Origin of the sequence: Saccharothrix xinjiangensis, from assembly GCF_039527585.1 — a bacterium.
Taxonomy (GTDB): domain Bacteria; phylum Actinomycetota; class Actinomycetes; order Mycobacteriales; family Pseudonocardiaceae; genus Actinosynnema; species Actinosynnema xinjiangensis.
In genome coordinates this window covers 76202-101690 of sequence record NZ_BAAAKE010000013.1, presented here as the reverse complement: position 1 = coordinate 101690, position 25489 = coordinate 76202, and the positions used below count along the sequence as shown (strand labels likewise).

Here is a 25489-nt window from a genome sequence, read left to right as displayed (position 1 = left end):
GGTCAGGCCGCCGGACTCAGGGGTGCGGCCGGATGTGGCGGGTGGACGGGCGGCCTAGGGTTCTCGTGTGCCACTCATCGAGACCACGGCGCTGGGAATGCGCTACGACGGCAAGGTGACCGCCCTGTCGGACCTGACGTTGGACGTCGAGGCGGGCGTAGTCGGCTTGGTCGGGGTCAACGGCGCGGGGAAGACCACGCTGATCAAGCTCGCGCTGGGGCTGCTCACGCCGACCAGCGGGCGGATTCGCGTGCTCGGCCTCGACCCGATCGCGGACGGGGAGCAGGTCCGGGCGAAGGTCGGCTACATGCCCGAGCACGACTGCCTGCCGCCCGACATGATCGCCGCGGAGTTCGTCACGCACATGGCGCGGGTCAGCGGCCTGCCCGCCGCGGCGGCGCGGGAGCGGGCGTCGGAGACGTTGCGGCACGTGGGGCTCTACGAGGAGCGCTACCGCCGGATCGGGGGGTACTCCACCGGCATGAAGCAGCGGGTCAAGCTCGCCCAAGCGCTGGTCCACGACCCCGAACTGCTGCTCCTCGACGAACCCACCAACGGGCTCGACCCGGCGGGCAGGCGGGCGATGCTCGACCTGGTGCACCGCATCGGCACCGAGTTCGGCATCTCGGTGGTGGTCTGCTCCCACCTGCTCGGCGAGATCGAGCGGATCTGCACGTCGCTGGTCGCCATCGACGCGGGCACCCTCCTGCGCTCGGCGACGCTGTCGTCGATGACCGGGCACAACGACCTGCTCGTCGTCGAGGTCGACGAGGGCGCCGAGCGGCTGGCCACCGCGCTCACCGCCGGAGGTGTGGACGTGCGCCGCGAGAACCGCGTGCTGACCGTCCGCCTCGGCCAGGACGACGGCGCGGTGTACGACCTCATCCGGGATGCCGTCGCCGACCTCGACCTCTGCCTGCACCGGCTCGAACGCCAGCGCTACCAGGTCGCCGACCTGTTCCGCGACCGCCCCGCCGAGGAGGTGTCCCATGCCTGAGTCCGGCGTCATCCACGACATCGGCTACCAGCGCTACACCGGCCCGAGGCTCGGCCCCGGCTACTCGGCCCGCGCGCTGTACGTCCACGGTGTCCGCAGCGCTTACGGCCTCGGCCGCAGCCCGTGGGCGAAGGTGTTGCCGATCGGGCTGATCGGCCTGGCCGGCCTCGCCTCGCTGATCATCGTGATCATCAACAGCCAGATGCCCCAGCCGGTCCTCGACTACGTCGGCATCGCCTCCACCTTCACCTTCGCCGCGGCGGTGTTCGTCGCCGTGGTCGCGCCCGAGCTGGTGTCCGTGGACCTGCGCACGAACCTGCTCCAGCTGTACCTGTCCCGCCCGCTGGGCCGGGCGAGCTACGCGCTGACCAAGGTCGCCGCGCTGGCCACCGCGACGTTCCTGCTGTTCGCGGCCCCCATGCTGATCATGTTCATCGGCATGGCCTTCAGCACCGACGACGGCGTCGCGGGGGTGGTCGAGGAGTTCGGCGGGCTGCTCGTCGGCCTCCTCGCCGCGGTCGTCCACGCCTCGCTGCTGGCGGCGCTGGGACTGCCGATCGCGTCGCTGTCGGGACGCCGGGTGTTCGCCACCGGCATGATCATCGGCGTCTTCCTGATCACCGCCCCGATCTCGGCCTTCCTGCGCGAGCTGGACCCCGGGACGATCGGCCGGCTCGCCGGGCTGCTCGACCCGAACAGCCTGCTCAACGGCGTGGACCAGTGGCTGTTCGGAGCGGATGTCAGCCTCGTCTCGATCGGCTCGTCCGGGCCGGTGTACGGCCTGGTCACAGTCGCGCTGACCGCGCTCGGCACGATGGCCGCGGTGTGGCGGTACAAGGGGGTGAAGTCGTGAACACCGTCGAACTCGCAGGTGTCTCCCGCTGGTACGGCAACGTGGTCGCGGTCAACGACGTGACGTTGTCGATCGGTCCGGGGCTGACCGGCCTGCTCGGACCCAACGGCGCGGGCAAGACCACGGTGCTGCACCTGATGGCGGGCCTGCTGGCCCCGTCGCAGGGCGAGGTCATGATCGGCGGTGAGCCCGCGTGGGCCAACCCCGCCGTGTACCGCGAGCTCGGCCTGGTGACCGAGCGCGAGAGCGTCCCGGGATTCCTCACCGCGTGGGAATTCGTCCTGGCCGGCGCCAAGCTGCACAAGCTCCCCGACCCGGCGGCAGCCGCCCGCGCCGCGCTGGACCTCGTGGACCTGCGCGACGCGCAGGACCGCCGGATCTCCACCTACTCCAAGGGGATGCGGCAGCGGTGCCGGGTCGCCGCGGCGCTGGTGCACGATCCGGACGTGCTGCTGCTGGACGAGCCGTTCAACGGCATGGACCCCCGGCAGCGGATGCACATGATGGAACTGCTCGACGGCATGGCCGGGCAGGGGCGGACCATCGTGTTCAGCTCCCACATCCTGGAGGAGGTCGAGCAGCTCTCCGGCACCGTGCAGGTGATCGTGGCGGGCAGGCTCGCCGCCTCCGGCGACTACCGGCACATCCGGCGGTTGATGACCACCCGCCCGCACGTGTTCACCATCGCCTCCTCCGACGACCGCCTCCTCGCGACAGCGCTGATGGGCGAACCGTCGGTCTCCGGGGTGAGCATCGCCGAGGCGGGCCTGCAGGTGCACACCAGCGACTACGGCGCCTTCACCCGCGCCCTGGCCAAGCTCGCCAGGGCACGGGACATCCGGCTGACCGCGATCCTGCCTTCGGACGAGTCCCTCGAGAAGGTCTTCTCCTACCTGGTGACCACATGAACCCGACGATCATCCGCCTCACGGCGAGGGCGCTCCTGGGCCGCAGGCGCGTGCTGCTGCTGCTCCCCATGCCGATCATCCTGATCGGGCTGACCCTGCTGGGCGTCGCCGGCGAGGACGAGCACGTGACCCCGTCCGAGTGGGGCCCGCTGGTCTTCTCCAACCTCGGGCTCGCGGTCATCCTGCCGCTCACCGCGTTGATCGTCGGCAGCAGCGCGCTCGGCCTGGAGATCGACGACGGCACCATCACCCACCTGATCACCAAGCCGCTGCCGCGCTCGGAGATCATCCTGTCCAAGCTCCTGGTGGCCTGGCTGGTGACCACCGCGGCCACCGCCGTGCCGCTGGCCGTCGCGGCCGTGATCGCGGGCTCCGGCACGCTGGCGGTCGGCCTGGTCGTCGGCACGGCCCTCGGCGCGTTGGCCTACAGCGCCCTGTTCCTCTCCCTGAGCGTGATGACCAAGCGCCCGGTCGCGGTCGGCCTCGTCTACATCGTGCTGTGGGAGAACCTGCTGGTGTCGTTCGTCGACGGCGCCCGGGTGTTCAGCATCCGCCAGCACGCGACGGCCATCGCGGACGCGATCGGCGACACCCCGCTGATCTCCTCGACGATGTCGGTGACGACCGCGTTGACCATGGCGTCGGTGTTCGTCGTGGCGGGCACGGTCGGCGCCACCCGACGGCTGCGGTCGTTCGCGTTGACGGGCGAGGCGAACTAGGGGTCCTCGCCCGCCGCCGAACCGGACCTCGTGCCGCGCTCGGCCCGGTCCCTCAAGAGCCGGCCTGAACGTCACCACCGGCGGCTCGACGTCCCCCCGGGGCGGTCGGGGTTCCACCGCGGACGGAACCGGTCCGGCACGGCGTGATCGGGTCAGCGGTGGCCGAAGGTGACGGTGAGGGCGTCGTTCGCGCCGATGAAGGCAATGCCCGTCACCCTCGCGGTGACCTGGCGCTGCTCCTCGTAGTAGGCGTAGGTCGCCGGACCACCCACGGCCTGGAACTCCACGGCCGGGACGGGCGAAGGCCGGTCGAGCAGGCTGTCGCCGATCAGCCCCACGTGGTCCTGCTCGTCGTCCAGCGCGGGCGGCCGGAGCACCACCGGGCGGGTGCCGGCGGACGCGGCGTTGCGGACGAAGTGCGGGCAGTCCGCCCCGACGTCGGCGGCGCTCAGGCAGGTGGCCAGGTGCTCGGAGATCCTGGTGTCGAGCTCGGCCCGCAGCGCCTCGGTCGTCGTGTACTCCAACCGACCCCGGCTGAACTCCTGCCCGCGCGAGGGCTGGTCGGGCCGTGCGGAAACCTCGGTGGGTTCGGCGGCGAGGTAGCGCGACCCGATCCCGCGCACCTCGTAGACCGCCGGGTAGGCGGGGACGGCACGCAGGTGCCCCGGCGCGCCGACCGGGACGGTGGCCGGGCCGATGCGAGCGGTGGAGGTGCGCGGCTCGTTGGTCTCCACGACCACGGAGGCCAACAGGGGGTCGAGGACCCGCCAGGTGTCCAGCACGCCGAACTCCGCCCCGGTCCGCTGCACCCTCAGCCGCGTCGAGGAGAACCCGGGTTCGGACAGCCTCCAGTCCACTTCCACCTCCACGACCTCCCCCCACGGCTGCGGGGAGGTCGTGCGCACGTCCCCGACCACGAGCCGTTGGCGAGCCGAGCTCAGCACCTCGTCGGTGAGCAACGCGGTCCGATCACCGGTCCCGGGGTCCACCAGCCCGTTGGCCCTGGTGGCGTCTCCCCGGGCGATCGCCTCGACGTACTCGCGCACCGCCGTGACAGGGACGTCCTCGTTGTGCGAGGACACCAGCGACCAGCCGGCGACCACCGCCACGGCGAACAGCCCCACCGACCAGCCGACCAACAGCCGCTTGCGCGTCACGCACACCCCCCACGCCTCCGCGTCCGCCTCACCCGGATGCGACGGGTGAAGGCGACCAGCGGTTCCGCGCCGGGCCGATCCGGTCACGACCGCTCTACCTGATCTTCGTCCGACTCGGGGCCGCCTGGGCTCACACCTCCGGGGCCCGTCCGGCAGCTTCCCGGGTCGTCCCCCGACCACGTGCGACGCGTGGACGACCCGGGGTGGAGGCGGCGACGACCAGGGCGAGCAGCGCCGCCGCCGCGCCGGCCGGCAGGACGGTGGTGGACGCGGCGGGGCCCGGGACTGCGCGCCCGCTCACCGTCGTGGTCCCGGCGGCGAGGAGCAGTCCGGTCACGAGCATCGACTCGCCGAACCCGTACCCCGCCGTCGCGGGCATTTGCCGGAGCTGGGTGAACACCAGCGAGTTGGTCGGCATTTCGACGAGCACAGCGTCGTCACATCACGCCAGAGCCCTTGGCACCGTGTGTTCCTCCGGTGGGCTCCGGTCGATCGGCGGCGGACCGGAGGTAGTGCTGGCTGTACCGGAGTTGTGCAGCACGAGGGATCGCGAGGCCGCCGGGACGGTGGCCACACTGTGCGTGTCAGTGCAAACCGCCCACTTCAGGGAGTGCGTCTTGCCGAAGGAGGCGTGCGCCGCCTTTCAGGAGGCATCGTGCGGGTGTCAGGCGCGCTGAACGTGGTGTGCACCAACGAGAAAGGCCGGACAGTGCCCGAGCCGCTCGCGGCCCAGCTCGCCCTGGTGGCGACACAGCTGTTGCAGCGGGCCGACGAGCTGGTGGCCGCGCAGTTGCGGGTGACCGGTGCGATCGGCTCGTATCGGGTGGTTCCCCCGTCGGAGGTCCAGCCGTCCGCGTACCGCAACGTCGTCCGCGTGGTCTGCGCCCTGCGCGGTGAGGACCACCTGCCTGCCGGCGTGGCGGCGGACGAGCGGGAAACCGGGCGGCGCCGGGCTTTGCAGGGCATACCCGGCGCGGATGTCCTGACCGCCTATCGGAGTTGCATCGCGTTGCTGCGCGACGAGTTCCTCCGGGTCGCCCAGGCCCGGGCAACCCCTGCCGACGCCGTGCTGCTCGGCACGCAGCGGATTTGGCGGCTTGGCGACCACTACAGCAACGAGTTCCTCGACGGTTACCGGGAGGCCGAGCTCGACCTCACCCGTCGTGCGGAGCAGCAGCAGACGATCCTGCTCGCCCGCTTGGTGGAGGGCACGATGACCACGGATCAGACGGTCGCGGCGGGGGTCGGGTTCGGACTCGCCGCGGACAAGCGCTACTGGGTCCTGCGGGCACGGTCCGACGGCGCCGATCCGCTCGCGCTCAGGCGGCGGCTGGAACGCGCGGCCGGTGCGCAGGACACGGCCCTGGTCGGCACCTACGGCGGTGACGTGGTGGCTGTGCTTTCCCGGCCCATCACCGGCGAACTGACCGACGACGTCACGGTCGGGCTGGCCGGCCCGACCGGACTGCCGCAGCTGCGCGCCGGATTCGCGGAGGCCACGCAACTGCTCGAGGTCGCCACCAGGTTCGGCCACCGCGGGATCGTGGACCGGGATTGCCTGGCGCTGCGGCTGGCGGTCGCGAAAGAGCCGGAGCTGGGAAAGCACCTCCACGCCCGGTACGTCGAACCGGTCGAGGCCAACAGCGCCATCGGCGAGGCTTTGCTCACGAGCGTCGAAACATATTTGACCCGGCGGCGGTCGATCCCCGAGGCCGCCACCGCCCTGTCCGTCCACGTCAACACACTGCGGTACAGGTTGGAGCGGTTCGCGACGCTGACCGGGGCGGACCTCCAGGACACGGACACCATGTTCGAGATCTGGTGGGCCCTCCAGTACCGAACCTTGTACGAACCTCCAATTTAAATCCGGCCGCCTCGTAGCACCGCACCTGTTCTTGCGCGAGGGTCGATCGCTACGGTTCTTTTGTCAGTTTTCGACGAACTGGCCCATGTGCGGCTGGGTTCTCCCGGCACATCGAAGACAGAAGGAGTGGCACATGAATTTCCTGACCAAACGGTTGCGCCCGGTGCTCGCCGGCCTTGCCGCTGCCGTTGTGGCCACCATGGCGTTCTCCCCCTCGGCCTCCGCCGAGGACAGGTACACGATGAGGATCATCCACGACGGGTACTACGTGGCCGACTTCTGCCTGCTGAGCCAGGCTTATGGCGCCAACAAGCCGGTCAGGGCGCAGTGCAGCGGGAACAAGGGCGCCAATGCCGACTTCACGATCTCCGTTCCACTGGGAGTCGGTGATCGGGTGTGGCTCGACATGAATGTCGTGGCGGGGAGGGACGTCAAGGGCATCACCGTCCACAACGGTCACATCCAGAACCTCGGGCGTCACGGGTACAACTTCAAGACCTGCCTGGCACAGGGACTCGTGAATTCGTACGACATCTTCTGCAACCGAGATGGCGAGCAGCCCGTGCGGTTCCACTAGAACGGGGTCGGATCGTCGTCCACCGGAAGCGCGGACGGCGCCACCTCGACGGTGAACGCAGCAAGATCGGGGGGCGGAGCTCGCTTCGCGGAGTGGGCTCCGCCTCCCGACGGCCGCTCCTCCTCGATCAGTGGAACTCCGGCTGCGCCGCTCCGATCGGCCTACCGCCGGACAGGGCGGGCAGGACGAACACCGCGCCGCTCGTCAGCCGCTGTAGGCGCGGGTGGCCACCTTCGGGTGGTGGCAGCGCAGGTTGGCGGCGATGACGCGGTCGAGCGCGCGGTCGGGCAGCACCCGGGTCAGGCGGGTGATCGGGGCGGCATCCCGGCCGGCGGTGTAGCGGGTGCGCGGTCTGCGGGTCGTCACGGCCTTCGCGACGACCCGGGCGGCGGCGTCGGCGGTCAGGCCCGATGCGGTGCCCGAGGCCGTCGGCGCGTCGGTCGCCTGGACCAGGCCGCCGTAGCGCTCGTGCTGCTCCGGCGTCATCCGGGCGGCCGGGTCGTTCGCCGTCGCGATCCCGCGGGTGGCCATCTCCGTGCGGACGCCGCCGGGCTCGACCACGACCACCCGCACGCCCAGCGGCGCGACCTCTCGGCGGAGCGAGTCGCTGACCGCCTCCAGGGCGAACTTCGCGCCGGCGTACGCGCCGTACGTGGCCATGGCGACCTTGCCGCCGACCGAGCTGATGTTGATCACGCGACCCCTGCCGCGCAGCAGCGCGGGCAGGAGCGCCCGGGTGACGGCGACGTGGCCGAACAGGTTGACTTCGAACACCCACCGCCACTGCGCCATCGGCAGGGCTTCGACCGGGGCGTTCACCTGGATGCCGGCGTTGTTGACGAGCGCGTGCAGCGCGCGCGGGTCGCCGGCGGGCCAGTTCGCGGGCGGCTGACGCGCCCATGCCCGTGGAGGCCCCGGTCACGACGACCAGCTTCCGATTTTCGGATGACGTTGTCACCTTGACGACGCCACCGGTTCAGATGACAGCGTCAACTGCATGATGGGCGTCATGGCCACCCGTGCGGAGTCCGCCGCCGCCACCCGCCGCGCCCTGCTCGACGCGGCCGCCGAGCTCCTCGACCTCGGCGGCCCCGAAGCGGTCGCCCTGCGCGAGGTGGGCGCGCGGGCAGGCGTGACGCGGGGAGCGCCGTACCGGCACTTCGCGGGCAAGGACAGCCTGCTGACCGCCGTCGCGGCCGAGGGCTGGGAACGGATCGGCGACCGGGTGCACGCCCTGCGGACCGACCCGGCCCTGCCGGCCTCCGAGAAGCTGCGCGGCGCCCTCCGCGCCCTCATCGGTGTCGGCCGGGACCAGCCACACCTCTACCAGGTGTTGTTCAGGCAGCGCGGAGACCGTCCCGGCGAACGCGGTGAAGGACTTGAGCGCGTTCGGCTCCAGCTGTGCGGACCGGAGGGCGACCCGGCCGCGGCCGTTCGCGCGGCCGGACGCTTCCAGGACGAGTTCCTGGCCATCGTCGCCACCCTCGTGGGGGAGCCGAACGCACCGCACTACGGCGCCCTGCTGCTCAGCAGCGCCCACGGCATCGCGGGCATGGAGCTCAGCGGCCACCTCGGCCCGGACAAGTGGCGCACCACCGCCGACGAGCTCGTCGACACCCTCGTCCGCATGGTCGCGGACACCGGTCACCGGGGTGACAGTCCGCAATTCGCCTGAGCCGGCCGAGGCAGTGGTCCCGACCTCCGATCCGCCTGTCCCGGACCGGGGGTCGGGAGGCCGTTGCCGGGAGGTCATCGCAGGGCGGTGAAGAAGGCCCGGATGTCGTCCACCACGATCTCCGGGACCTCCAGTGCGGCGAAGTGACCGCCCTCCTCGAAACGGCTCCAGTGCACGATGTTGGAGTTGTCCCGTTCCGCGAACACCTCGATGGTCTGGAAGTCGTCGGCGAACACGGCCACGCCGGTCGGGGCGGCGTTCACCGGGGCGGGGTCGTCGGCGGGGGCGGCCGCGTTGTCGAAGTAGGACCGGGCCATGCCCGCGGCGGCGTTCGCGAACCAGTTGACGGACACCTCGGTGAGGATGGTCTCCAGCGGCACCAGGGACGTGCCGTCGCCGAAGGAGTTGAACAGCTCGCTGTAGGCGAGCATCCCGATCGGCGAGTCGCTGAGCCCGGCCGCGACCGTCTGCGGCCTGCTGGCGTTCATGGTGTTGTAGCCGCCGACCTTCTGGAACCACCGCATGTGCTCCAGACCGGCGTGGTCCCGCGGTCCGAGTCGTTCGAACTCCGCGGGGTCGCCCGACGGGAAGGAGAACAGTTGCAGCACGTGCAACCCCAGGAAACCCTCCGGGGCGAGGACGCCGAGTTCGCGGGCGACCATCGCGCCGTGGTCGGAGCCGTGGACGCCGTAGCGCCGGTAGCCGAGCCTGCGCATGAGGGTGTCGTAGGCGCGAGCCACGCGGGCGGTGGTCCAGCCCGATTCGGCGACCGGGTTGGAGAAGCCGAAGCCGGGTGCGTCCGGCACGACGACGTGGAACGCGTCCTCGGCGCGCCCGCCGTGGGCGACGGGGTCGGTGAGCCTGCCGATCATGTCGAGGTAGTCGACCGACGAGCCGGGGTAGGTGTGCGCGAGCAGCAGCGGCGTCGCGCCCTCGTGCGGCGACTCGACGTGGATGAAGTGGATCGGCTGGTCCTCGACCTCGGTGATGAAGTGCGCGTGGGCGTTGACGCGCTCCTCGGCGGCGCGCCAGTCGAACGCGCGCCACGCCGCCACGGCCTCACGCAGGTAGTGGTTGGGGGTGCCGTGCTCCCAGGTGTCGCCCGGCGCCGGCCGCGGCAGGCGGGTGCGGTCGAGGCGGCCGGTCAGGTCGTCCAGCTCGGCCCGCGTGACCTCGATGCGGAAGGGGCGGATCTCCGTGTTCGTCATGACACAGACGTTAGAGTTCATATAGGAAAGTTTCGTTCCTATATGACGGAGGTGGTCGCAGTGACCGCGGACACATCGGCGCGGCTCCTCGCGCTCCTGGCGCTGTTCCAATCGCGCCCGTCGTGGAGCGGCGCCGAACTCGCCGACCGGCTGGGCGTCACGACCCGCACCATCCGCAACGACGTGGAACGCCTCCGCACGCTCGACTACCCCGTCGAGGCCACCCGCGGCGCGGCGGGCGGCTACCGGCTCGGGGCGGGCGGCAAGCTCCCCCCGCTGCTCCTGGACGACGAGGAGGCGGTGGCCGTGGCGATCGGGTTGCGCGCCGGCCGCGGCATCGCCGGGCTCGAGACCTCCAGCGCCCGCGCGCTGGCCAAGCTCGAACAGGTCCTGCCGCCACGCCTGCGGCCGGCGGTGGAGGCGCTGGCCTCGGTCGTCGACCACGCGCCGGAGAACACCGACACCGACGCCCCGGACCCCGGGGTCGACCCCGCCGTGCTGCGCACCATCGCGACCGCGATCCACGACGTCGAGTGGTTCCGCTTCGACTACCGCGACGCCTCGCTGCTCGTCGAGCCCTACCGCCTGCTCGCCTGGAAGCGACGCTGGTACCTCGTGGCCCGCGACCCGTCCAGTGGCGAGTGGGACGTCTACCGGGCGGACTGGATCACGCCGCGCATGCGCACCCACCGCCGGTTCGCCCCCACCTCCCTCCCCGACGAGGACTACACGAGCTTCACCATGCGCCGTGTCGCGTTCAGCGGCTGGCAGGTGCACGCGCGCCTGCGGATCGACGCGCCGGCCCAGGCCGTCCTCGACCGGATCCACCCGGCCGTCGGTGTGGTCGAGACGGTCACCGACACCACCTCGGTCCTCGTCACCGGCGCCGACTCGCTGGACACGATCGCCGCCTACGTCGGCATGCTGGGCATGGACTTCACCGTCGAGTCGCCCAGCGAGCTCAGACCACTGCTGCACGCCCTCGCCGAGCGCTACGCCCGCGCCTGACCACCGCGACCACCCCGGAGAGCGGGCGGCGTCGGCTCGTGGCGACGGCTCCGGCGGCGGAAACGCGGTGGAAACACCCCGCTCCCTATCCTGGACCGATGCGCGTGCTGCTGGCCGAGGACGAGGTGGAGTTGGCACACCTGGTGGCGATGGGTCTGCGCAAGCACGGGTTGGTGGTGGACGTGGTGCACGACGGGTTGGCCGCCGACGAACGGCTGACCTGCCACGACTACGACGTCCTCGTGCTCGACCGCGACCTGCCGGGCAGGCACGGCGACGAGGTGTGCGCCGCCCTGGTCGCGCGGGGCGGCCGCACGAAGGTCCTGATGCTCACCGCCGCCGGTTCGCTGGAGGACCGGGTGGACGGTCTGCGACTGGGCGCGGACGACTACCTGGTCAAGCCCTTCGAGTACCCGGAACTGGTGGCGCGGGTCCACGCGCTGTGCCGACGCAGCCAACCGGCGCTGCCGCCGGTCCTGGAACGCAGGGGCGTGCGGCTCGACGTCGCCGACCGGACCGTCACCCGCGACGGCCGCCCCGTGGACCTCTCGCCCAAGGAGTTCACCGTGCTGGCCGTGCTGCTGCGCGCGCGGGGAGCCGTGCTCAGCCCGGAGCGGCTGCTCGAACTCGCCTGGGACGAGCACGCCGACCCGTTCACCAACGCGGTGCGCGTCGCGATGTCCAAGCTGCGCGCCAAGCTGGGCGACCCACCGGTGATCGAGACCGTGCCGGGTGCCGGCTACCGCCTCTGAGGGACGACGACGTGCGAGTCACCATCCGGGTCAAGCTCACCCTGCTCTACGGCGGCCTCATCCTGGCCAGCGGCGCCCTGCTGCTCACCGCCGTGTACCTGGCCATGGACCGGCGGCTCGAACCGCAGTTGGCACAAGCGGTCCGGGGCACCCCCGCCTTGCCGGCGGGGGACGTCCAGGTCTATTCGCGCGACAGCGACCAGGTCGTCGAGGTGGCCCGCACGACCGCCCTCGACACGCTGATCGTCGTCTCGGGCCTGTGCCTGCTCGGCGTCGCCGCGCTGTCGCTGCTGGGCGGCTGGTGGCTGTCCGCCCGCGTGCTCCGCCCGCTGCACACCATCACCGCCACCGCCCGGCGGCTCTCGGCCGGCACCCTGCACGAACGGCTCTCCCTCGACGGACCGCGCGACGAGCTGATCGAGCTCGCCGACACCATCGACGGAATGCTCGACCGCCTCGAATCCGCTTTCCGGAGCCAGCGCCGCTTCGTCGCCCACGCCTCCCACGAGCTGCGCACCCCGCTCGCGCTGCAACGCGCGGCGCTCCAGATCGGCCTCGACGACAACCCGGCCCCCGACGTGGTCAGGACCCGGGAGCACCTGCTGGCCACCAACCGCCGCATCGAGCGCATCATCGACGGCCTGCTGCTCCTCGCCCGCAGCGACCGCGGCCTGGAGCACCGGGAACCGGTGAACCTGCGCGAGGTCGTCACCGAGGTCGTCGACCAGCACCGCGACCTCGCCGCGGAACACCGGGTCGAACTCGACGTCGAGGCAGCGGACGCCGCCGTACCGGGCGACCGCGTCCTGCTCGTCCAGCTCACCGCCAACCTGGTGGTCAACGCCATCCGCCACAACGCGCCCGGCGGCACCGCTTGGGTGCGCACCGACGGGCACGGTCGACTCGGCGTGGCCAACACCGGTCGCCACCTCCCCGAGGACCAACTCCCCCGGCTGTTCGAACCGTTTCACACCACCGGCGCCGGCGCCGGCCTCGGCCTGTCCATCGTGGACTCGATCGCGCGGGCGCACGACGGCGTGGTCACCGCCACGCCCCGCCCCGGCGGTGGCCTGCGGGTCGAGGTGGTACTACCGACCGGCTCGTGACCGGGGGTCACGTGCAGGCCGTTGATCCGCTCCAGGTACCACTCGTCCGCCGGCGTCGGGCCCATCCGCCCCGCCGGCCGCGTGATGCCGCCCTCGTCCCCTGCGGACACGCGCGACGAAGTGAGGTGCGTCGCACCGCGCGCGTTCGTACTGGCACCGCGAACAGCACCCCCGCCGCAGTTCCGGGCGCCCGCGGCGGAAACCGCCTGGAAACACCCCCCTCGGTAGACCTGTTCCCGACGGATCCGCGAACCGAGGAGGAACGACGTGGGAACACGCCTGGGAGCACTGGCGCTGCTGTTCGCCGCGCTGGTGGTCGGCTGCGGCGACACGACCGGGAGCGACAGCGGGAACGCCGCGCCCGACGAGAAGACCAAGGCGTTGAAGTACGCGCAGTGCATGCGCGACAACGGTGTCGACATGCCCGACCCGACGTTCGGGGAGGACGGGTCCGTCCGGGGCGGCGTGATGGCCCTGGGCAAGGACGACGACCCGACCGCGTTCACCAAGGCCCAGGAGGCGTGCGAGGAGTTCCAGTCACCCGCCCGCTTCGACCCGGACGACCCGAAGGTCGTGGAGGAACGGCTGGAGTTCGCGCGGTGCATGCGCGATCACGGCGTGGACGTGCCCGACCCCCAGGCCGGGCAGGGCATGGCGATCGACGAGGGCGGCGTGGACGACAAGACGCTCCAGGACGCCCTGACGGCGTGCGGCAAGGCCGGTTCCGTTCCCGCCGCACCCGCGGAAGGCGGCCGGTGAAGCGGCTCCCGGGGGTGGTCGCGGCGGCGGTGCTGGTCGCCGGCGCGGGTGGGGTGGCCGCCGTCGCGGTCGCCGGGCAGGACCGGGTCGCGGAGGTCGTGCCGGACCCGCCCGGCGGGACGGCCACCGCGGACCGGGGGGACCTGGTGCAGCAGGAGCAGGTCGGCGGCACGCTCGGCTACGCGGGCTCGTACCAGGTGACCGCGCGGGCCGGCGGGGTGCTCACCTGGCTGCCCGCACCGGGCTCGGTCGTGCGGCACGACGAGCGGGTGTTCGCGGTGGACGACCGGCCCGTCCCGCTGTGGCGCGGCGACACGCCGCTGTGGCGGCGGGTCGGGGCCGGTGTGGGCAAGGGCTCGGACGTGGCGCTGGTCGAGCAGAACCTCAAGGACCTGGGCCTGTTCTCCGGCACGCCCGACGACGCGTTCACCTGGACCACGGCGGCGGCGCTGCGCGAGTGGCAGCGGGCGAAGGGCCTGGAGCGCACCGGCGCGCTCGACGTGGGCGACGTGGTGGTGCTGCCCGGCGAGATCCGGGTCACCGAGGTGACCTCGGTGCTCGGCGCGGGCGCGGGTGGCCCGGTGCTGCGGGCCAGCGGCACCGGGCGGCTGGTGACGGTGGAGATGCCGGTCGCCAAGCAGGCCATCGCCCGCGAGGGCGCGGAGGTGGAGGTCCGGCTGCCCGGCGGCGCCCGGACGAAGGGCGCGGTCGCCTCGGTGGGGACGGTCGCGAGGAACCGCGACGACGGCACGGCGGTGATCGACGTGCTGGTCACGCTGGTCGACCCGGCGGCGGCGGGCGGTCTGGACGGCGCTCCGGCCACCGTGCACTTCACCACCGAGCGGCGCGAGGGCGTCATCACCGTCCCGGTCAACGCGCTGCTGGCGCTGCCCGGCGGCGGCTACGGCGTCGAGGTCGTGCGCCCCGGCGGCGTGGACCTCACTCCCGTGGAGCTGGGCCTGTTCGGCAACGGGCGGGTCGAGGTCACCGGCGTGGCCGAGGGCGCGGAGGTCAGGGTGGCCACGTCGTGACCCCGCCGGTGATCGAACTGGACCGGGTCGGCCGGACCTACCCAGGGCGCGTGCACGCGCTGCGGGGCGTGTCGCTGCGCGTGCGCGCGGGTGAGCTGCTGGCGGTGGTCGGCCCGTCGGGCTCCGGCAAGTCCACGATGCTCCAGCTCATGGGCACCCTCGACCGGCCGACCGAGGGCGTGGTGCGACTGCTCGGCCACGACGTGGCGCGGTGGGGCGACCGGCAGCTGGCGGCCGTGCGGGCGAAGCGGATCGGGTTCGTGTTCCAGCAGTTCCTGCTGACCGCGCACCTCACCGCGGCCCAGAACGTCGCCACCGGCCTGCTCTACCACGGCGTGGGCCACGCCGAGCAGGTGCGGCGGTCGACCGAGGCGCTGGAACGGGTCGGTCTCGGCCACCGCGCCGCGCACCGGCCCGCGCAGCTCTCCGGCGGGGAGAAGCAGCGGGTCGCCATCGCCCGCGCGCTGGTCTCCGGCCCGGCGGTCGTGCTGGCCGACGAGCCGACCGGCGCGCTGGACTCGGCCACCGGCGCGGGCGTGCTCGACCTGCTGCGGCAGCTCAACGACGAGGGCACCACGATCGTCGTGATCACCCACGACCTCGGTATCGCGGCGTCGCTGCCGCGCCGGGTCGAACTGCTCGACGGCCGGGTCCGCCACGACAGCGCGTCGGCGTCGCGGTGAGCGCCCCGCTCCCCCACCCGGCCCGCGTCCGGTTCTCCCAGCTGATCCGGGTGGGGCTGGTGGGCGTGGCCGGCCGGCCGGGCAGGGCCGCGCTGTCCGCGCTGGGCATCGCGATCGGCGTGGCGGCACTGGTGGCCCTGCTCGGCATCGGCGCGGCCGGGCAGGCGGAACTGGCCGCGAAGCTCGACGCGCTGGGCACGGACCTGCTCCGCGTGACCGCGGGCAAGACGGCGCTGGGCGAGGAGACCAAGCTGCCCCGCGAGGTCGTCGCGATGGTCGCCAGGGTGTCCGGTGTGCGCCAGGCGGGCGGCACGGGCGCGGTGCCCGGCGCCACCGTGCACCGCACCGACCTGACCGACCCGCGGTCCACCGGCGCGATCGAGGTGCTGGCGGCGCGACCGGACCTGCCGGACGTGGTGGGCGCGCAGGTGCGCACCGGCACGTGGCTCAACACCGCCACCGGCCGGTACCCGAGCGTGGTCCTGGGCGCCGCCGCGGCCGAGCACCTGGCGGTGGACTCGCCCGGCGCGCAGGTGTGGCTGGGTGGTCGGTGGTTCACCGTCCTCGGCGTCCTGGCCCCCGTCGACCTGGCGCCCGAGCTGGACCGGTCCGCCCTGATCGGCTGGGAGGTCGCCGAGCGGCTGCTCGGCTTCGACGGCCACCCCACCACCGTCTACGAGCGCTCCGACGACGACGCCGTGCAGCGGATCGCCGAACTGCTGCCGGGCACCGTCAACCCGCAGAACCCGAACGAGGTCGAGGTCAGCCGCCCGTCCGACGCCCTCCAGGCGAAGTTGGCCGCGCAGAGCACCTTCGCCGCCGCCTACCTCGGCCTGGGCGTCGTCGCGCTCGTCGTCGGCGGCATCGGCGTGGCCAACACGATGGTGGTGTCCGTGGTCGAGCGCCGAGCCGAGATCGGCCTCCGCAGGGCCCTGGGCGCGGGCAGGAGGCAGATCAGGACCCAGTTCCTCACCGAGGCCGTGCTGCTGTCCGTCCTGGGTGGGCTCACCGGCGTCCTGCTCGGCCTGGCGACAGCCGCCGGGTGGGCGTTGCGCAGCGGCTGGCCGATCACCGTTCCGGCGGCGGCGGTGGCGGCGGGCGTCGGCTCGTCGGTCCTGATCGGCTCCGTCGCCGGTTGGTTCCCCGCGGCCCGCGCCGCCCGGCTGTCGCCCACCGAGGCGCTGAACGCGGCCTGATGCCACCCACTCGGGTGAACCTGCCGGCCAGGACGTGCCCGGCGACCGCGATCAGGCGGTCGCCGGGCAGGTCGGGGCCGTTCGCGCGGCGCAAGCGGGGAACGTGATCGGCCTGGGCCGGGTTCGCAGTGCTTTGCGTGTCACTTCCACGTGTACGTTCGCCTGTCGGAGGGCATCCGGTCCGGTGTCGACCTCGTGAAGGTGGTTCGGGTGGATCCATGGCGTGACGGGCTTCATGTGGCGGTGGTCGTTCACCCCGGCGCCGTGGTGGACCACTCCGGATTGCGGGACCTGGTGTCGCGGAGCGCCCGGGACCGCGGCTGGTGCGAGCCGCGGTGGTTCGAAACCACCTGTGACGATGCCGGGACGGGGGTGGCGGCGCTCGCCCTGCGCGACCACCCGCGCCTGGTCCTGGCGTGTGGTGGGGACGGCACGGTGAACGCGGTGGCCTCCGGTTTGGCGCACACCGGGGTGGCCGTGGGAATAGTGCCGATCGGCACGGGGAACCTCGTGGCCCGGAACCTGGGGATCGGCAGTGGGGTGCGGGACGCCGTCGCGTCCGCGTTCGACGGGGCGGACCGCCGCATCGACATGGGCCTGCTGGACGAACGCCCTTTCGTCGGCATGGGCGGGATCGGCCTGGACGCGGAGATGGTCCGCGACACCTCGCCCAGGATGAAACGCCTCCTGGGATGGCCCGCATACGTGCCGGCGGTCCTCAAGGGCCTGAGATCAGGCGCCGGCCGGGTGGCCGTCCGGTTGGACGGTGGCCGTTGGCTGACCCGCCGCGTCCTGGGGGCGGTCGTCGGCAACATCGGCGCCTTGCAGGGCGGGGTCTCCCTCCTGCCGGAGGCAGATCCCGCCGACGGGCTCCTGGACCTGGCGTTGCTGCGCGACGTGCGCACCAGGGGTTGGCTCGTCACGGCGGGGCACCTGATCGGTTCCCGCCGGGTGGACGGGCCGGCGGTGGAGCGGTTCCGGTTCCGGCGCTTGGAGTTGCGCAGCAGTCGCCCCAAACCGTTCGAGGTGGACGGAGAAGTCTGCGGGACGACCAGGTCGCTGAAGGTCGAGGTGGACCCCGGAGCGCTCGTCGTCAAGGTGCCGGCGTGAACCCGGCGACCCCATCACCGAGCACAGACAAGCCGCCTGAGCAGCAGCGATGACTTTTCGAGCGGCGCACGACGCGGCACGTCCGTTGCGCGGACCTCGGCGGCCCTTGTAGCTTCGCGGTCGGTGGCGCTCGCGAAGCCTTGGGGGAGAACATGTTCGAGGCACGATCCGACTGGACCACGTCCGGTGTCGCCGGACTGAGCGCAGTGGTCAACTGCGCGGCCAGGGCCGTCGAGTCGACCCGCGCCGAGCCGTTGATCGACGACCCGCTGGCGGCGCTCTTCGTCGAACGCGTCCGCGTCCCCGCTGTGCTGCCCACCAGTGTGCGGGAGGTCGAGCGGTCCGGCGCCGCGGGAGCGATGGTGGCCTCCCGGTTCGGCGGGGTCAGGGCGCGGGTGGTGGACGACTTCCTGTTGGCCGCCAACGCCGACGGGATCTCGCAGGTGGTGGTGTTCTCGCCGGGGTTCTGCACTCGCGCGTACCGGCTGGGCTGGGGTGCCGGTGTGGACCTGTACGAAGTCGAGCAGCCGGAGCTGCTGGACGTGAAGGAAGCCGTGCTGCGGGAGAGCGGCGCGGTGCCGCGGGCTCGCCGGCACGGGGTGCGGGTCGATCCACGGCGGGAGGAGTGGGGGAGCGCGTTGTTGGGCGCGGGTTTCGACGTCTCCCGGCCCGTCGCGTGGGTGGCGGAAGGGATCCTGCTGTACCTGTCGGCACGGGGCGAGGAGCAGTTGTTCACCTCCATCCGCGAGCTCTCCGCCCCCGGCAGCAGGCTGGTGATGCAGTACATGCCCGCCGAGTTGATCAGGTGGTTCGCCGGGAACTCCGCGCTGACCGACACCTCCGCCACGCTGGGCGAGGACATCGGGAGTGCCAACTGGAACACCGAACCCCGGTTGTCCGCGCCCGACCGGCTGCGGCGCGAGGGGTGGGAGGTGCGGATCGACTCCACCGTCGAGCGGGCGCTCGCGCTGGGGGTGCCGATCCACGAGGAGTTCAGCGACACCGGCAACGACGCGGGCATCGAGTTCCCCGAGGTCGACGAGCCGGACGGGTTCCTCTTCGGCACGTCGGCGGGGTGAGACCGCGGCCGGTGACCGTGCGCGGGCGTCACCAGCCGACCGGCAGTCGCAACGGGCCGTGCACCAGCGAACCGGTGTTCCAGGTGGCCTCGCCCGCCAGGTGCAAGCCGGGGATCCTGGTCAGCAGCACGGCCAGCGCCTCCTGGAGTTCCAGCCTGGCGAGCTGCGCGCCGGGGCAGAAGTGCGCGCCGTGGCCGAAACCCAGGTGCCGGTTGTCCTCGCGGTCCAGCACGACCTCGTCCGGGTTCGCGAACCGCGCGGCGTCCCTGTTCGCCGCGCCGACGGAGACCAGCACCGGCTCCCCCGCGCGCACCAGCACGCCGCCGACCTCGACGTCCTCCTTGGCGTAGTTGGGGAACGAGCCGCCCGCGCTGAGCGGGACGAATCGCAGCAGTTCCTCGACCGCGGAGCCGATCAGGTCCGGCTCCGCGCGCAGCCGTGCCACCAGTTCGGGGCGGCTCAGCAGGACGTGCGCGAAGTTGCCGATCTCCGCCGTGGTGGTCTCGTGCCCGGCGATCAGCAGCCCGCCGCACAGGTCGAGCAGGTCCTCCTCGCTCGGCCTGTCCTGCGCGTCGCGTTCCCGTGCGAGGGTCGACACCAGGTCGTCACGCGGTTCGGCACGGCGTTCGCGCACCAGGTCGGCGAAGTACTCGCGCAGCTCGGCGCCGATCCGCACCCGTTCCTCGACGGTCAGCGGCGCGGTGGGCATCAGGCCCGCGCTCCAGTCGCCGAACCGGGTCCTGTCCGCCTCCGGCACGCCGAGCAGCTCGCAGATCACCGCTACCGGCAGCGGCATCGCGAAGTGCGCCATCAGGTCCGCGGGTGGTCCGGCGTCCTTCATCCCGTCCACCAACGATCCCGCGAGGCCGCGCACCCACCCGCGCAGCCGTTCGACGCGGTGCCGGGTGAACGCCTTCGCCGCGGGTGCGCGCAGCCAGGTGTGCTCCGGCGGGTCGGCCGACAACATGCCGGCGAGCTTGTACTCCGTCAGCCGCGGGTAGTCCCGCTCCACCGCGGCGGCACGGCTGAACCTGCCGTCCCCCATGACCAGCCGGACGTCGTCGTACCGCGTGGCGAGCCAAGCCGGTTCGCCGTGCGGCATCCGCACCCTGAGCAGGCCGGGCGAAGCCATCGCCGCCGCGTAGGCCGGCGCGAGGCCCGGCCCGGGCCCGGCCTCGAACGGGTACGGCACGGGTTCCTGGGCCACCGAGTCCATCAATCCCCCATTCCGCGCAATCGCGCGTTGTGATCACCGGCTGCCGGCGAAGGCACCGTTACTCGTGCGGGCAGATACCGGGCAACCCGTTGTGATGCACGACATAGCACCGCTTGCCACCGTCCTGCCTTTCGGTTAGCGTGCATGACAGAGAGCGCTGGTGGCAACACAGCGCGCAACCCGGAGGAGATGATGCGGATTACGCCGGGAACAGGTCCGACCGCGCGTTCCGTGCGCTGACGTCGCCGCACCGAATCATCGCCGCAAAATCACGCCCTGCGCGCGGCCTCCGTTTGCCGCGCATCTCGTGTTGCGCCGGATCTTTTATTTCGCACGTGCGTTTTCCGCCTGACGTTCCCGCTGCCAGGGGGGTGATCGGGAGATGCCCTCCCGTCGCAGTAGCACGAACCCGGGTGCCCGCTCGTGACGGCGGCGCCGCCGATGTTGACCCAGCCACCGCTCACCACCGCACCGGAGCAGGCCCCCGACCACGTGCTCGGGGCACACCTGCAGCAGTCCCGCGGTTTGCAGTGGCTGCACGCCGCCAACGGTGATCCGCACGCCCGGCTGTTGTGCGGCCTGGACGACTCCGCCGACGAGCTGCACCGGGAGATCCGCGACCGCGGCCCGCTCTGGCGAAGCCTGACCGGCAGCTGGGTCACCGCGAGTCACGCCGTCGCTGCCGAGGTGCTGGCGGACCCCGTCTTCGAGCAGGGCGTCGATCCCGTGCAGCACGTGCTCCCCGCGATGTCGTTCGACCCGGGCGAACCGCGGCTCGCACCGGACGCCGTGCACGCGTTGCTGCCCCGCGCACGTCAGGTCTGCGACGCCCTGCTCGGCCCGGTGGGCGCCGAGTTCGACCTGATCACCGACTTCGCGACCCCCGCGGCCACCGCGGTCGCGGCCGCCGTGCTGGGCATACCGGACGATCGGCACGACGCCTTCGCCCGCTGCTGCCGGGACCTCGCGGTCGTTCCGGACGGAGTGCTGACCGCACAGCCGCTGGACGTGGTGCGCAGAGCACAACGCGCGTCCGCCGAACTCGCCGGCACGCTCGCGGAGGGCGACCGGCGGCTCGGTCTCCTGCTCGCGACCGTGACGGTGCCGCTGATGGCGAACCTGACGGCGCAGTGCGTGGTGTCGCTGCTCCAGCACCCCGATCAGGCCTGGGGCGACGACGCGGTCGAGGAGACGCTGCGCCACAGACCACCGTGGCGGATCGAGTCCAGGGTGGCCGGGCGCGACGTGACCCTGGCGGGCCGGGACCTCCCGGCCGGCGCGCACGTCGCGGTGCTCCTGGCAGCCGCCGGACGCGACCCCGCCGTGTTCACCGAGCCGGACTCGTTCCTGGTCGGCCGGCCCGACGTGGACCGCCACCTCGCGCTCACCGGCGGTGCGCACCTCACCGCCGGCGCACACCTGGTGCGCGCCCACGCCCGCACGGCCGTGGCGTCGCTGCGGGACCGGCGCCCCGGGCTGCGGTTCGCCGGCCCCGTCCGCCGCACCCGCCGCACCGGCGTCACCGACGGCCTGGTCAGCGCACCTGTCCGCACCTGACGCCGCGACCCCACCGGAGAGGAGCCGACCCAGTGCGCGTGTTGCTGACCTCGTTCGCCCACACCACCCACTTCCAGCCGCTCGTCCCGCTGGCCTGGGCCCTGCGCGCCGCCGGCCACGAGGTCAGGGTCGCGAGCCAGCCCGCGCTGACCGACGTGATCACCGGGTCGGGGCTGATCGCGGTCGCGGTGGGACGCGACCACGAGATCGCGGCCGTGCGCGAGCGGATGGCCGGCGAGCCGAGGCTGAACCACCCGGCGACCGTCTTCCCCACGTCCCTGACCGAGCCGCTGACCTGGGAACACGCGCTTGGCATCGACACTTTGGCGGTTCCCTACTACTACGCGCTCGTCAACAACGACTCCATGATCGACGACCTGGTCGCGTTCGCCCGCGCCTGGCAGCCGGACCTCGTGCTCTGGGAGCCCACGACGTACGCGGGCGCGATCGCGGCGAGGGTCTGCGGCGCGGCGCACGCACGGCTGATGTGGAGCCCGGACGTCGTCGGCGACGCCAGGGTCAGGTTCCTCGACCTGCTCGCCCGCCAGCCCGCGGAACACCGGGAGGACCCGCTCGCGGAGTGGCTCACCTGGACCCTGCGCCGGTTCGGCAGCACGTTCGACGAGGAGGTCGTGACCGGCCAGTGGACGATCGACCCGACGCCGCCGAGCCTGCGACCACCGACGGGACTGCCCACGCTGGGCATGCGGTACGTGCCGTACAACGGGCCGTCCGTGGTGCCGCCGTGGTTGCACGAGCCGCCGGCGCGGCCCCGGATCTGCTTGACCCTCGGCATCTCCGCGCGGGAGGGCCTCGGCCCCGACCGGGTGTCGGTCCCCGAACTGGTCGAGGCCATCGCGACGCTCGACGTCGAGGTCGTCGCGACCCTCGACGCGACCCAGCGGGCACGGCTGCCCGCGGTGCCCGCCAACGTCCGGGTGGAGGAGTTCGTGCCGTTGCAGGTGCTGCTCCCGAGCTGTGCGGCGGTGATCCACCACAACGGGGCCGGCACGTACGCGACGGCGATGAGCTACGGGGTCCCGCAGATCATCGTCCCGGACATCTGGGACGGCGTGTACAAGGCGAAGGCAATAGCCGAATTGGGTGCCGGTGTGCACGTCGACAGCGCGGAATTGACGGTCGACGTCATTCGCAAGGCGTGCCTGCGCGCGCTGGAACCGGAGATGAAGGAGGCCGCGCGAAGACTGCGCGAGGAAATGTTGCGCGAACCGTCACCCGCCGAACTCGTCGGCGAATTGGTGCGCCTGGCGGACGAGCACGCGAGAACGCGAACACCGGGCTGAGAGGTGCGGCTGCTTTCGACGGGTCGAATTCCTGGGGAGACACGTGAAGCGAACCATCGAGGACCTTGCGCTGTTCGGCGGGCGCAAGGCGTTCCTGCACCCGCTGTACGTCGGCAGGCCGAACAAGATCGACCGATCCCGGTTGTTCGACCGGCTCAACTGGGCACTCGACAACCAGTGGCTGACCAACGGCGGCCCGCTGGCCCGTGAGCTGGAGGACCGCGTCGCCGAGCTCACCGGCGTGCGCCACTGCGTGGCCACCTGCAACGCGACCGCCGCGCTCCAGCTGCTGATCCGCTCGGCGGGGCTGACCGGCGAGGTGATCGTTCCGTCGATGACCTTCGCGGCGACCGCGCACGCGGTGCGCTGGCTCGGCCTCGACCCGGTGTTCGCCGACATCGACCCCGTCACCGCGTGCCTCGATCCCGCCGACGTGGCCGCGCGCATCACGCCGCGGACGTCGGCGATCATCGGCGTGCACCTGTGGGGCAGGCCCTGCGCGGTGGACGAGTTGGAGAAGGTCGCAGCGGACAACGGGATCCAGTTGTTCTTCGACTCGGCGCACGCGTTCGGTGTCACGACCGGCGGGCGCGACATCGGCGGTTTCGGCGGCGCCGAGGTGTTCAGCTTCCACGCCACCAAGGTCGTGAACTCGTTCGAGGGCGGGGCGATCGTCACCGACGACGACGGGCTCGCCGAACGGTTGCGCGCGCTGCACAACTTCGGCATCGGGCTGGGCGAGGTAAACGAGGCCGCCGGCACCAACGCCAAGATGAGCGAAGCCGCGGCGGCGATGGGCTTGACGTCGCTGGACTCGTTCGGCGAGGCGATCGCGCACAACATGGCCGGCTATGAGCTGTACCGGCGGGAGCTGGGCAGGATCCCGGGTCTCGGCCTCATCGAGTACGACGCCGAGGAGCGGCAGAACTACCAGTACGTGATCGCGCGCGTCGATCCGGAGACCAGCAGCCTGCACCGCGACCTGCTGCACGCGTTGCTGCACGCGGAGAACGTGATCGCGATGAAGTACTTCTCCCCCGCCGTGCACCAGATGGAGCCCTACCGCTCGCAGGCGCCGGTGAGCCTGCCGCACACCGAACACCTCGCGGACCAGGTGCTCGCGCTGCCGACCGGCACCACCGTGTCGCTCGAGGACATCCGCCGGGTGTGCAACATCGTGCGGCTCGCGATCACCCACGGCGCCGAGATCACCCGCAGGGCCGCTCGGCAGCAGAGCCAGTCCGCCTGATCACGACCGGAGAACGGACCCCGAGATGATCGTTTCCACGGACGCGAGCGACGACGTGATCGAGAACTGCGCCATGCCGCACGGTGATCCGGCCGCGGCGGTGCGCGCGGTCGACCGGTTGCTGGGGGCCCGGCGGCCGGACCCCTCGTCCGCCGCGGACCTGGTGCGGCTGGCCAGGATCTACGGAACCGAACCCTTCACGCCGCTGAGCGAGGCCGCGCGGGTGCTCGGCGCCGACCGGGAGCGGCTCACCGGTCTCGTCGCGCTGTTCCGCGAGATCCCCCAGCTCCGACGGGCGGCGGAGAACGGGCCCGCGGGCAAGTACTGGCACAACACGGTGCTGCCGCTGGAACGCAGCGGCCGGCTGGACGCGGTCGTGACGTCCACCCCCGCGTTCCCGTCGAGCGTGGGTTTCTACCCCGGCCCGACCTGCATGTTCCGCTGCCACTTCTGCGTGAGGGTCACGGGCGCGCGCTACGACCCGGCGGACCTGGTCCCGGGCAACGAGATGTTCGCGTCGGTGATCGACGAGCTGCCGACGGACAACCCGCACCTCGCCTACCTGTCCGGCGGCCTCGAACCGCTGACCAACCCCGGTGTCGGCGACCTGGTCGCCAGGGCGGGCGCGAGGGGTTTCGCCCTCACCACGTACACGAACGCCTTCGCGTTGACGGACCAGACGCTGGCGCGGCAGCCAGGGCTGTGGGACCTGCACGCGGTGCGCACCTCGTTGTACGGGCTGGACGACGCCGAGTACGAGGCCACCACGGGCAAGAAGAACGCGTTCAGCAGGGTGCGGGACAACCTGAAGCGGTTCCAGCGGTTGCGCGCGGAACGCGAGTCCCCCGTCCGGCTCGGCCTGAGCTACCTCGTCCTGCCGGGGCGGTCCGGGCGCCTCGTCGAACTGGCGGCGCTGATCGCCGAGCTGAACGAGGCAGCGCCGGCGCGCCCGCTCGACTTCCTCAACGTGCGCGAGGACTACAGCAGTCGTCCGGACGGCGCGTTGCCGCCGGCCGAGCGCGCCGAACTCCAGGACACGCTGCTCGCGTTCGACGAGCGCATCGCCCAGGTCGCCCCGACCCTCGACGTGGACTACGGCTATGCGCTGGAGTCCGTGCGGATGGGCGTCGACGCCCGGCTCCTGCGGATCGTGCCGGAGACGATGAGGCCCGGCGCGCACCCGCAGGTGTCGGTGCAGATCGACCTGCGCGGCGACGTGTACCTCTACCGCGAGGCGGGGTTCCCCGACCTGCCCGGTGCGACCAGGTACATCGCGGGCACGGTGGGACCGCGCACGTCGCTGCACGACGTGGTGGAGCGCTTCGTCACCAGCGGGTCCGTCGTCACGCCGGTCGCCGGTGACGAGAACCTCATGGACGGCTTCGACCAGGCGGTGACCGCGCGGCTCAACCAGATCGAGACCGACCTCGCGGACGGCTGGGGCGCCGCGCGCGGATTCCTGCGCTGAACCCCGTTCGGAC

25 protein-coding genes are annotated in these 25489 nt (G+C 72.2%); 20 read left to right on the top strand and 5 right to left on the bottom strand.

Annotation, left to right across the window (positions count from 1 at the left end; translation table 11 throughout):
* Positions 1-67 precede the first annotated feature (67 nt).
* Genes ABD223_RS24675 through ABD223_RS24660 form a run of 4 tightly spaced genes read left to right on the top strand, consistent with a single transcriptional unit; the run spans position 68 to position 3477 of the window.
* Positions 68-997 (top strand): ABC transporter ATP-binding protein, encoded by a 930-nt coding sequence (locus ABD223_RS24675; RefSeq protein ID WP_344038842.1) that lies wholly within the window; start codon positions 68-70, stop codon positions 995-997.
* Positions 990-1850: a hypothetical protein gene (locus ABD223_RS24670; protein ID WP_344038841.1), complete on the top strand. Its 861-nt coding sequence runs from the start codon at positions 990-992 to the stop codon at positions 1848-1850. The genes ABD223_RS24675 and ABD223_RS24670 overlap by 8 nt, the downstream gene beginning before the upstream one ends.
* Positions 1847-2758: an ABC transporter ATP-binding protein gene (locus tag ABD223_RS24665; protein ID WP_344038840.1), complete on the top strand. Its 912-nt coding sequence runs from the start codon at positions 1847-1849 to the stop codon at positions 2756-2758. Before ABD223_RS24670 ends, ABD223_RS24665 begins: the two co-directional genes overlap by 4 nt.
* Positions 2755-3477, top strand: a complete 723-nt coding sequence (locus tag ABD223_RS24660; protein ID WP_344038839.1) for an ABC transporter permease — start codon at positions 2755-2757, stop codon at positions 3475-3477. The genes ABD223_RS24665 and ABD223_RS24660 overlap by 4 nt, the downstream gene beginning before the upstream one ends.
* A gap of 152 nt (positions 3478-3629) precedes the next feature.
* On the opposite strand, the gene ABD223_RS24655 is transcribed toward ABD223_RS24660, so the two are convergent.
* Both ABD223_RS24655 and ABD223_RS24650 read right to left on the bottom strand, forming a co-directional pair.
* Complete coding sequence (locus ABD223_RS24655) at positions 3630-4634, bottom strand: hypothetical protein (RefSeq protein WP_344038838.1); 1005 nt, start codon at positions 4632-4634, stop codon at positions 3630-3632.
* A 130-nt stretch (positions 4635-4764) separates the two neighbouring features.
* A complete protein-coding gene (locus ABD223_RS24650) occupies positions 4765-5052 on the bottom strand; it encodes a hypothetical protein (protein ID WP_344038837.1) in 288 nt (95 codons plus the stop codon).
* Positions 5053-5265: 213 nt separating this feature from the next.
* Here ABD223_RS24650 and ABD223_RS24645 point away from each other — a divergent pair, with 213 nt between their 5' ends.
* A complete protein-coding gene (locus ABD223_RS24645) occupies positions 5266-6498 on the top strand; it encodes a PucR family transcriptional regulator (RefSeq protein WP_344038836.1) in 1233 nt (410 codons plus the stop codon).
* Between the two features lie 133 nt (positions 6499-6631).
* On the top strand, positions 6632-7075 hold the full coding sequence (locus ABD223_RS24640) for a hypothetical protein (protein ID WP_344038834.1): 444 nt from the start codon (positions 6632-6634) through the stop codon (positions 7073-7075).
* Between the two features lie 204 nt (positions 7076-7279).
* On the opposite strand, the gene ABD223_RS24635 is transcribed toward ABD223_RS24640, so the two are convergent.
* Positions 7280-7894, bottom strand: a complete 615-nt coding sequence (locus ABD223_RS24635) for an SDR family NAD(P)-dependent oxidoreductase (protein WP_344038832.1) — start codon at positions 7892-7894, stop codon at positions 7280-7282.
* A gap of 190 nt (positions 7895-8084) precedes the next feature.
* Here ABD223_RS24635 and ABD223_RS24630 point away from each other — a divergent pair, with 190 nt between their 5' ends.
* Positions 8085-8750, top strand: a complete 666-nt coding sequence (locus ABD223_RS24630) for a TetR/AcrR family transcriptional regulator (protein WP_344038831.1) — start codon at positions 8085-8087, stop codon at positions 8748-8750.
* Positions 8751-8824: 74 nt separating this feature from the next.
* Here the strand turns inward: ABD223_RS24630 and ABD223_RS24625 are convergent, their stop codons facing one another.
* Complete coding sequence (locus ABD223_RS24625) at positions 8825-9958, bottom strand: epoxide hydrolase family protein (RefSeq protein ID WP_344038830.1); 1134 nt, start codon at positions 9956-9958, stop codon at positions 8825-8827.
* A 60-nt stretch (positions 9959-10018) separates the two neighbouring features.
* Between ABD223_RS24625 and ABD223_RS24620 the strand changes: the two genes are divergently transcribed.
* The 9 genes from ABD223_RS24620 (at position 10019) to ABD223_RS24580 (ending at position 18682) form a co-directional block, all read left to right on the top strand.
* Positions 10019-10966 (top strand): helix-turn-helix transcriptional regulator, encoded by a 948-nt coding sequence (locus tag ABD223_RS24620; protein ID WP_344038829.1) that lies wholly within the window; start codon positions 10019-10021, stop codon positions 10964-10966.
* A 98-nt stretch (positions 10967-11064) separates the two neighbouring features.
* On the top strand, positions 11065-11718 hold the full coding sequence (locus ABD223_RS24615; RefSeq protein WP_344038828.1) for a response regulator transcription factor: 654 nt from the start codon (positions 11065-11067) through the stop codon (positions 11716-11718).
* Positions 11719-11729: 11 nt separating this feature from the next.
* Complete coding sequence (locus tag ABD223_RS24610) at positions 11730-12824, top strand: sensor histidine kinase (protein ID WP_344038827.1); 1095 nt, start codon at positions 11730-11732, stop codon at positions 12822-12824.
* A gap of 267 nt (positions 12825-13091) precedes the next feature.
* On the top strand, positions 13092-13583 hold the full coding sequence (locus tag ABD223_RS24605; protein WP_344038826.1) for a hypothetical protein: 492 nt from the start codon (positions 13092-13094) through the stop codon (positions 13581-13583).
* On the top strand, positions 13580-14614 hold the full coding sequence (locus ABD223_RS24600; protein ID WP_344038825.1) for a peptidoglycan-binding protein: 1035 nt from the start codon (positions 13580-13582) through the stop codon (positions 14612-14614). Before ABD223_RS24605 ends, ABD223_RS24600 begins: the two co-directional genes overlap by 4 nt.
* Positions 14611-15297: an ABC transporter ATP-binding protein gene (locus ABD223_RS24595; RefSeq protein ID WP_344038824.1), complete on the top strand. Its 687-nt coding sequence runs from the start codon at positions 14611-14613 to the stop codon at positions 15295-15297. The genes ABD223_RS24600 and ABD223_RS24595 overlap by 4 nt, the downstream gene beginning before the upstream one ends.
* Positions 15294-16493, top strand: a complete 1200-nt coding sequence (locus ABD223_RS24590) for an ABC transporter permease (RefSeq protein ID WP_344038823.1) — start codon at positions 15294-15296, stop codon at positions 16491-16493. The genes ABD223_RS24595 and ABD223_RS24590 overlap by 4 nt, the downstream gene beginning before the upstream one ends.
* Positions 16494-16703: 210 nt before the next feature.
* Positions 16704-17603, top strand: coding sequence for a diacylglycerol/lipid kinase family protein (locus ABD223_RS24585; protein WP_344038822.1), 900 nt, complete (start codon positions 16704-16706; stop codon positions 17601-17603).
* Between the two features lie 152 nt (positions 17604-17755).
* Positions 17756-18682 carry an SAM-dependent methyltransferase gene (locus ABD223_RS24580; RefSeq protein WP_344038821.1) on the top strand — a complete coding sequence of 309 codons (927 nt, stop codon included), beginning with the start codon at positions 17756-17758 and terminating at the stop codon, positions 18680-18682.
* 28 nt (positions 18683-18710) lie between these two features.
* On the opposite strand, the gene ABD223_RS24575 is transcribed toward ABD223_RS24580, so the two are convergent.
* Positions 18711-19898 (bottom strand): cytochrome P450, encoded by a 1188-nt coding sequence (locus ABD223_RS24575; protein WP_344038820.1) that lies wholly within the window; start codon positions 19896-19898, stop codon positions 18711-18713.
* Between the two features lie 441 nt (positions 19899-20339).
* Between ABD223_RS24575 and ABD223_RS24570 the strand changes: the two genes are divergently transcribed.
* From ABD223_RS24570 to desII, 4 genes are read left to right on the top strand one after another with little or no spacing between them, the layout of a single operon-like run.
* Entirely contained in the window at positions 20340-21455 is a 1116-nt protein-coding gene (locus ABD223_RS24570) for a cytochrome P450 family protein (protein WP_344038819.1), read from the top strand.
* A 32-nt stretch (positions 21456-21487) separates the two neighbouring features.
* On the top strand, positions 21488-22759 hold the full coding sequence (locus ABD223_RS24565) for an activator-dependent family glycosyltransferase (protein ID WP_344038818.1): 1272 nt from the start codon (positions 21488-21490) through the stop codon (positions 22757-22759).
* 43 nt (positions 22760-22802) lie between these two features.
* The gene (locus ABD223_RS24560) at positions 22803-24008 is read left to right on the top strand and encodes a dTDP-4-dehydro-6-deoxyglucose aminotransferase (protein WP_344038816.1); all 1206 of its coding nucleotides are present in this window, start codon (positions 22803-22805) and stop codon (positions 24006-24008) included.
* A 25-nt stretch (positions 24009-24033) separates the two neighbouring features.
* Complete coding sequence (gene desII, locus ABD223_RS24555; protein ID WP_344038815.1) at positions 24034-25476, top strand: dTDP-4-amino-4,6-dideoxy-D-glucose ammonia-lyase; 1443 nt, start codon at positions 24034-24036, stop codon at positions 25474-25476.
* Positions 25477-25489 lie beyond the last annotated feature (13 nt).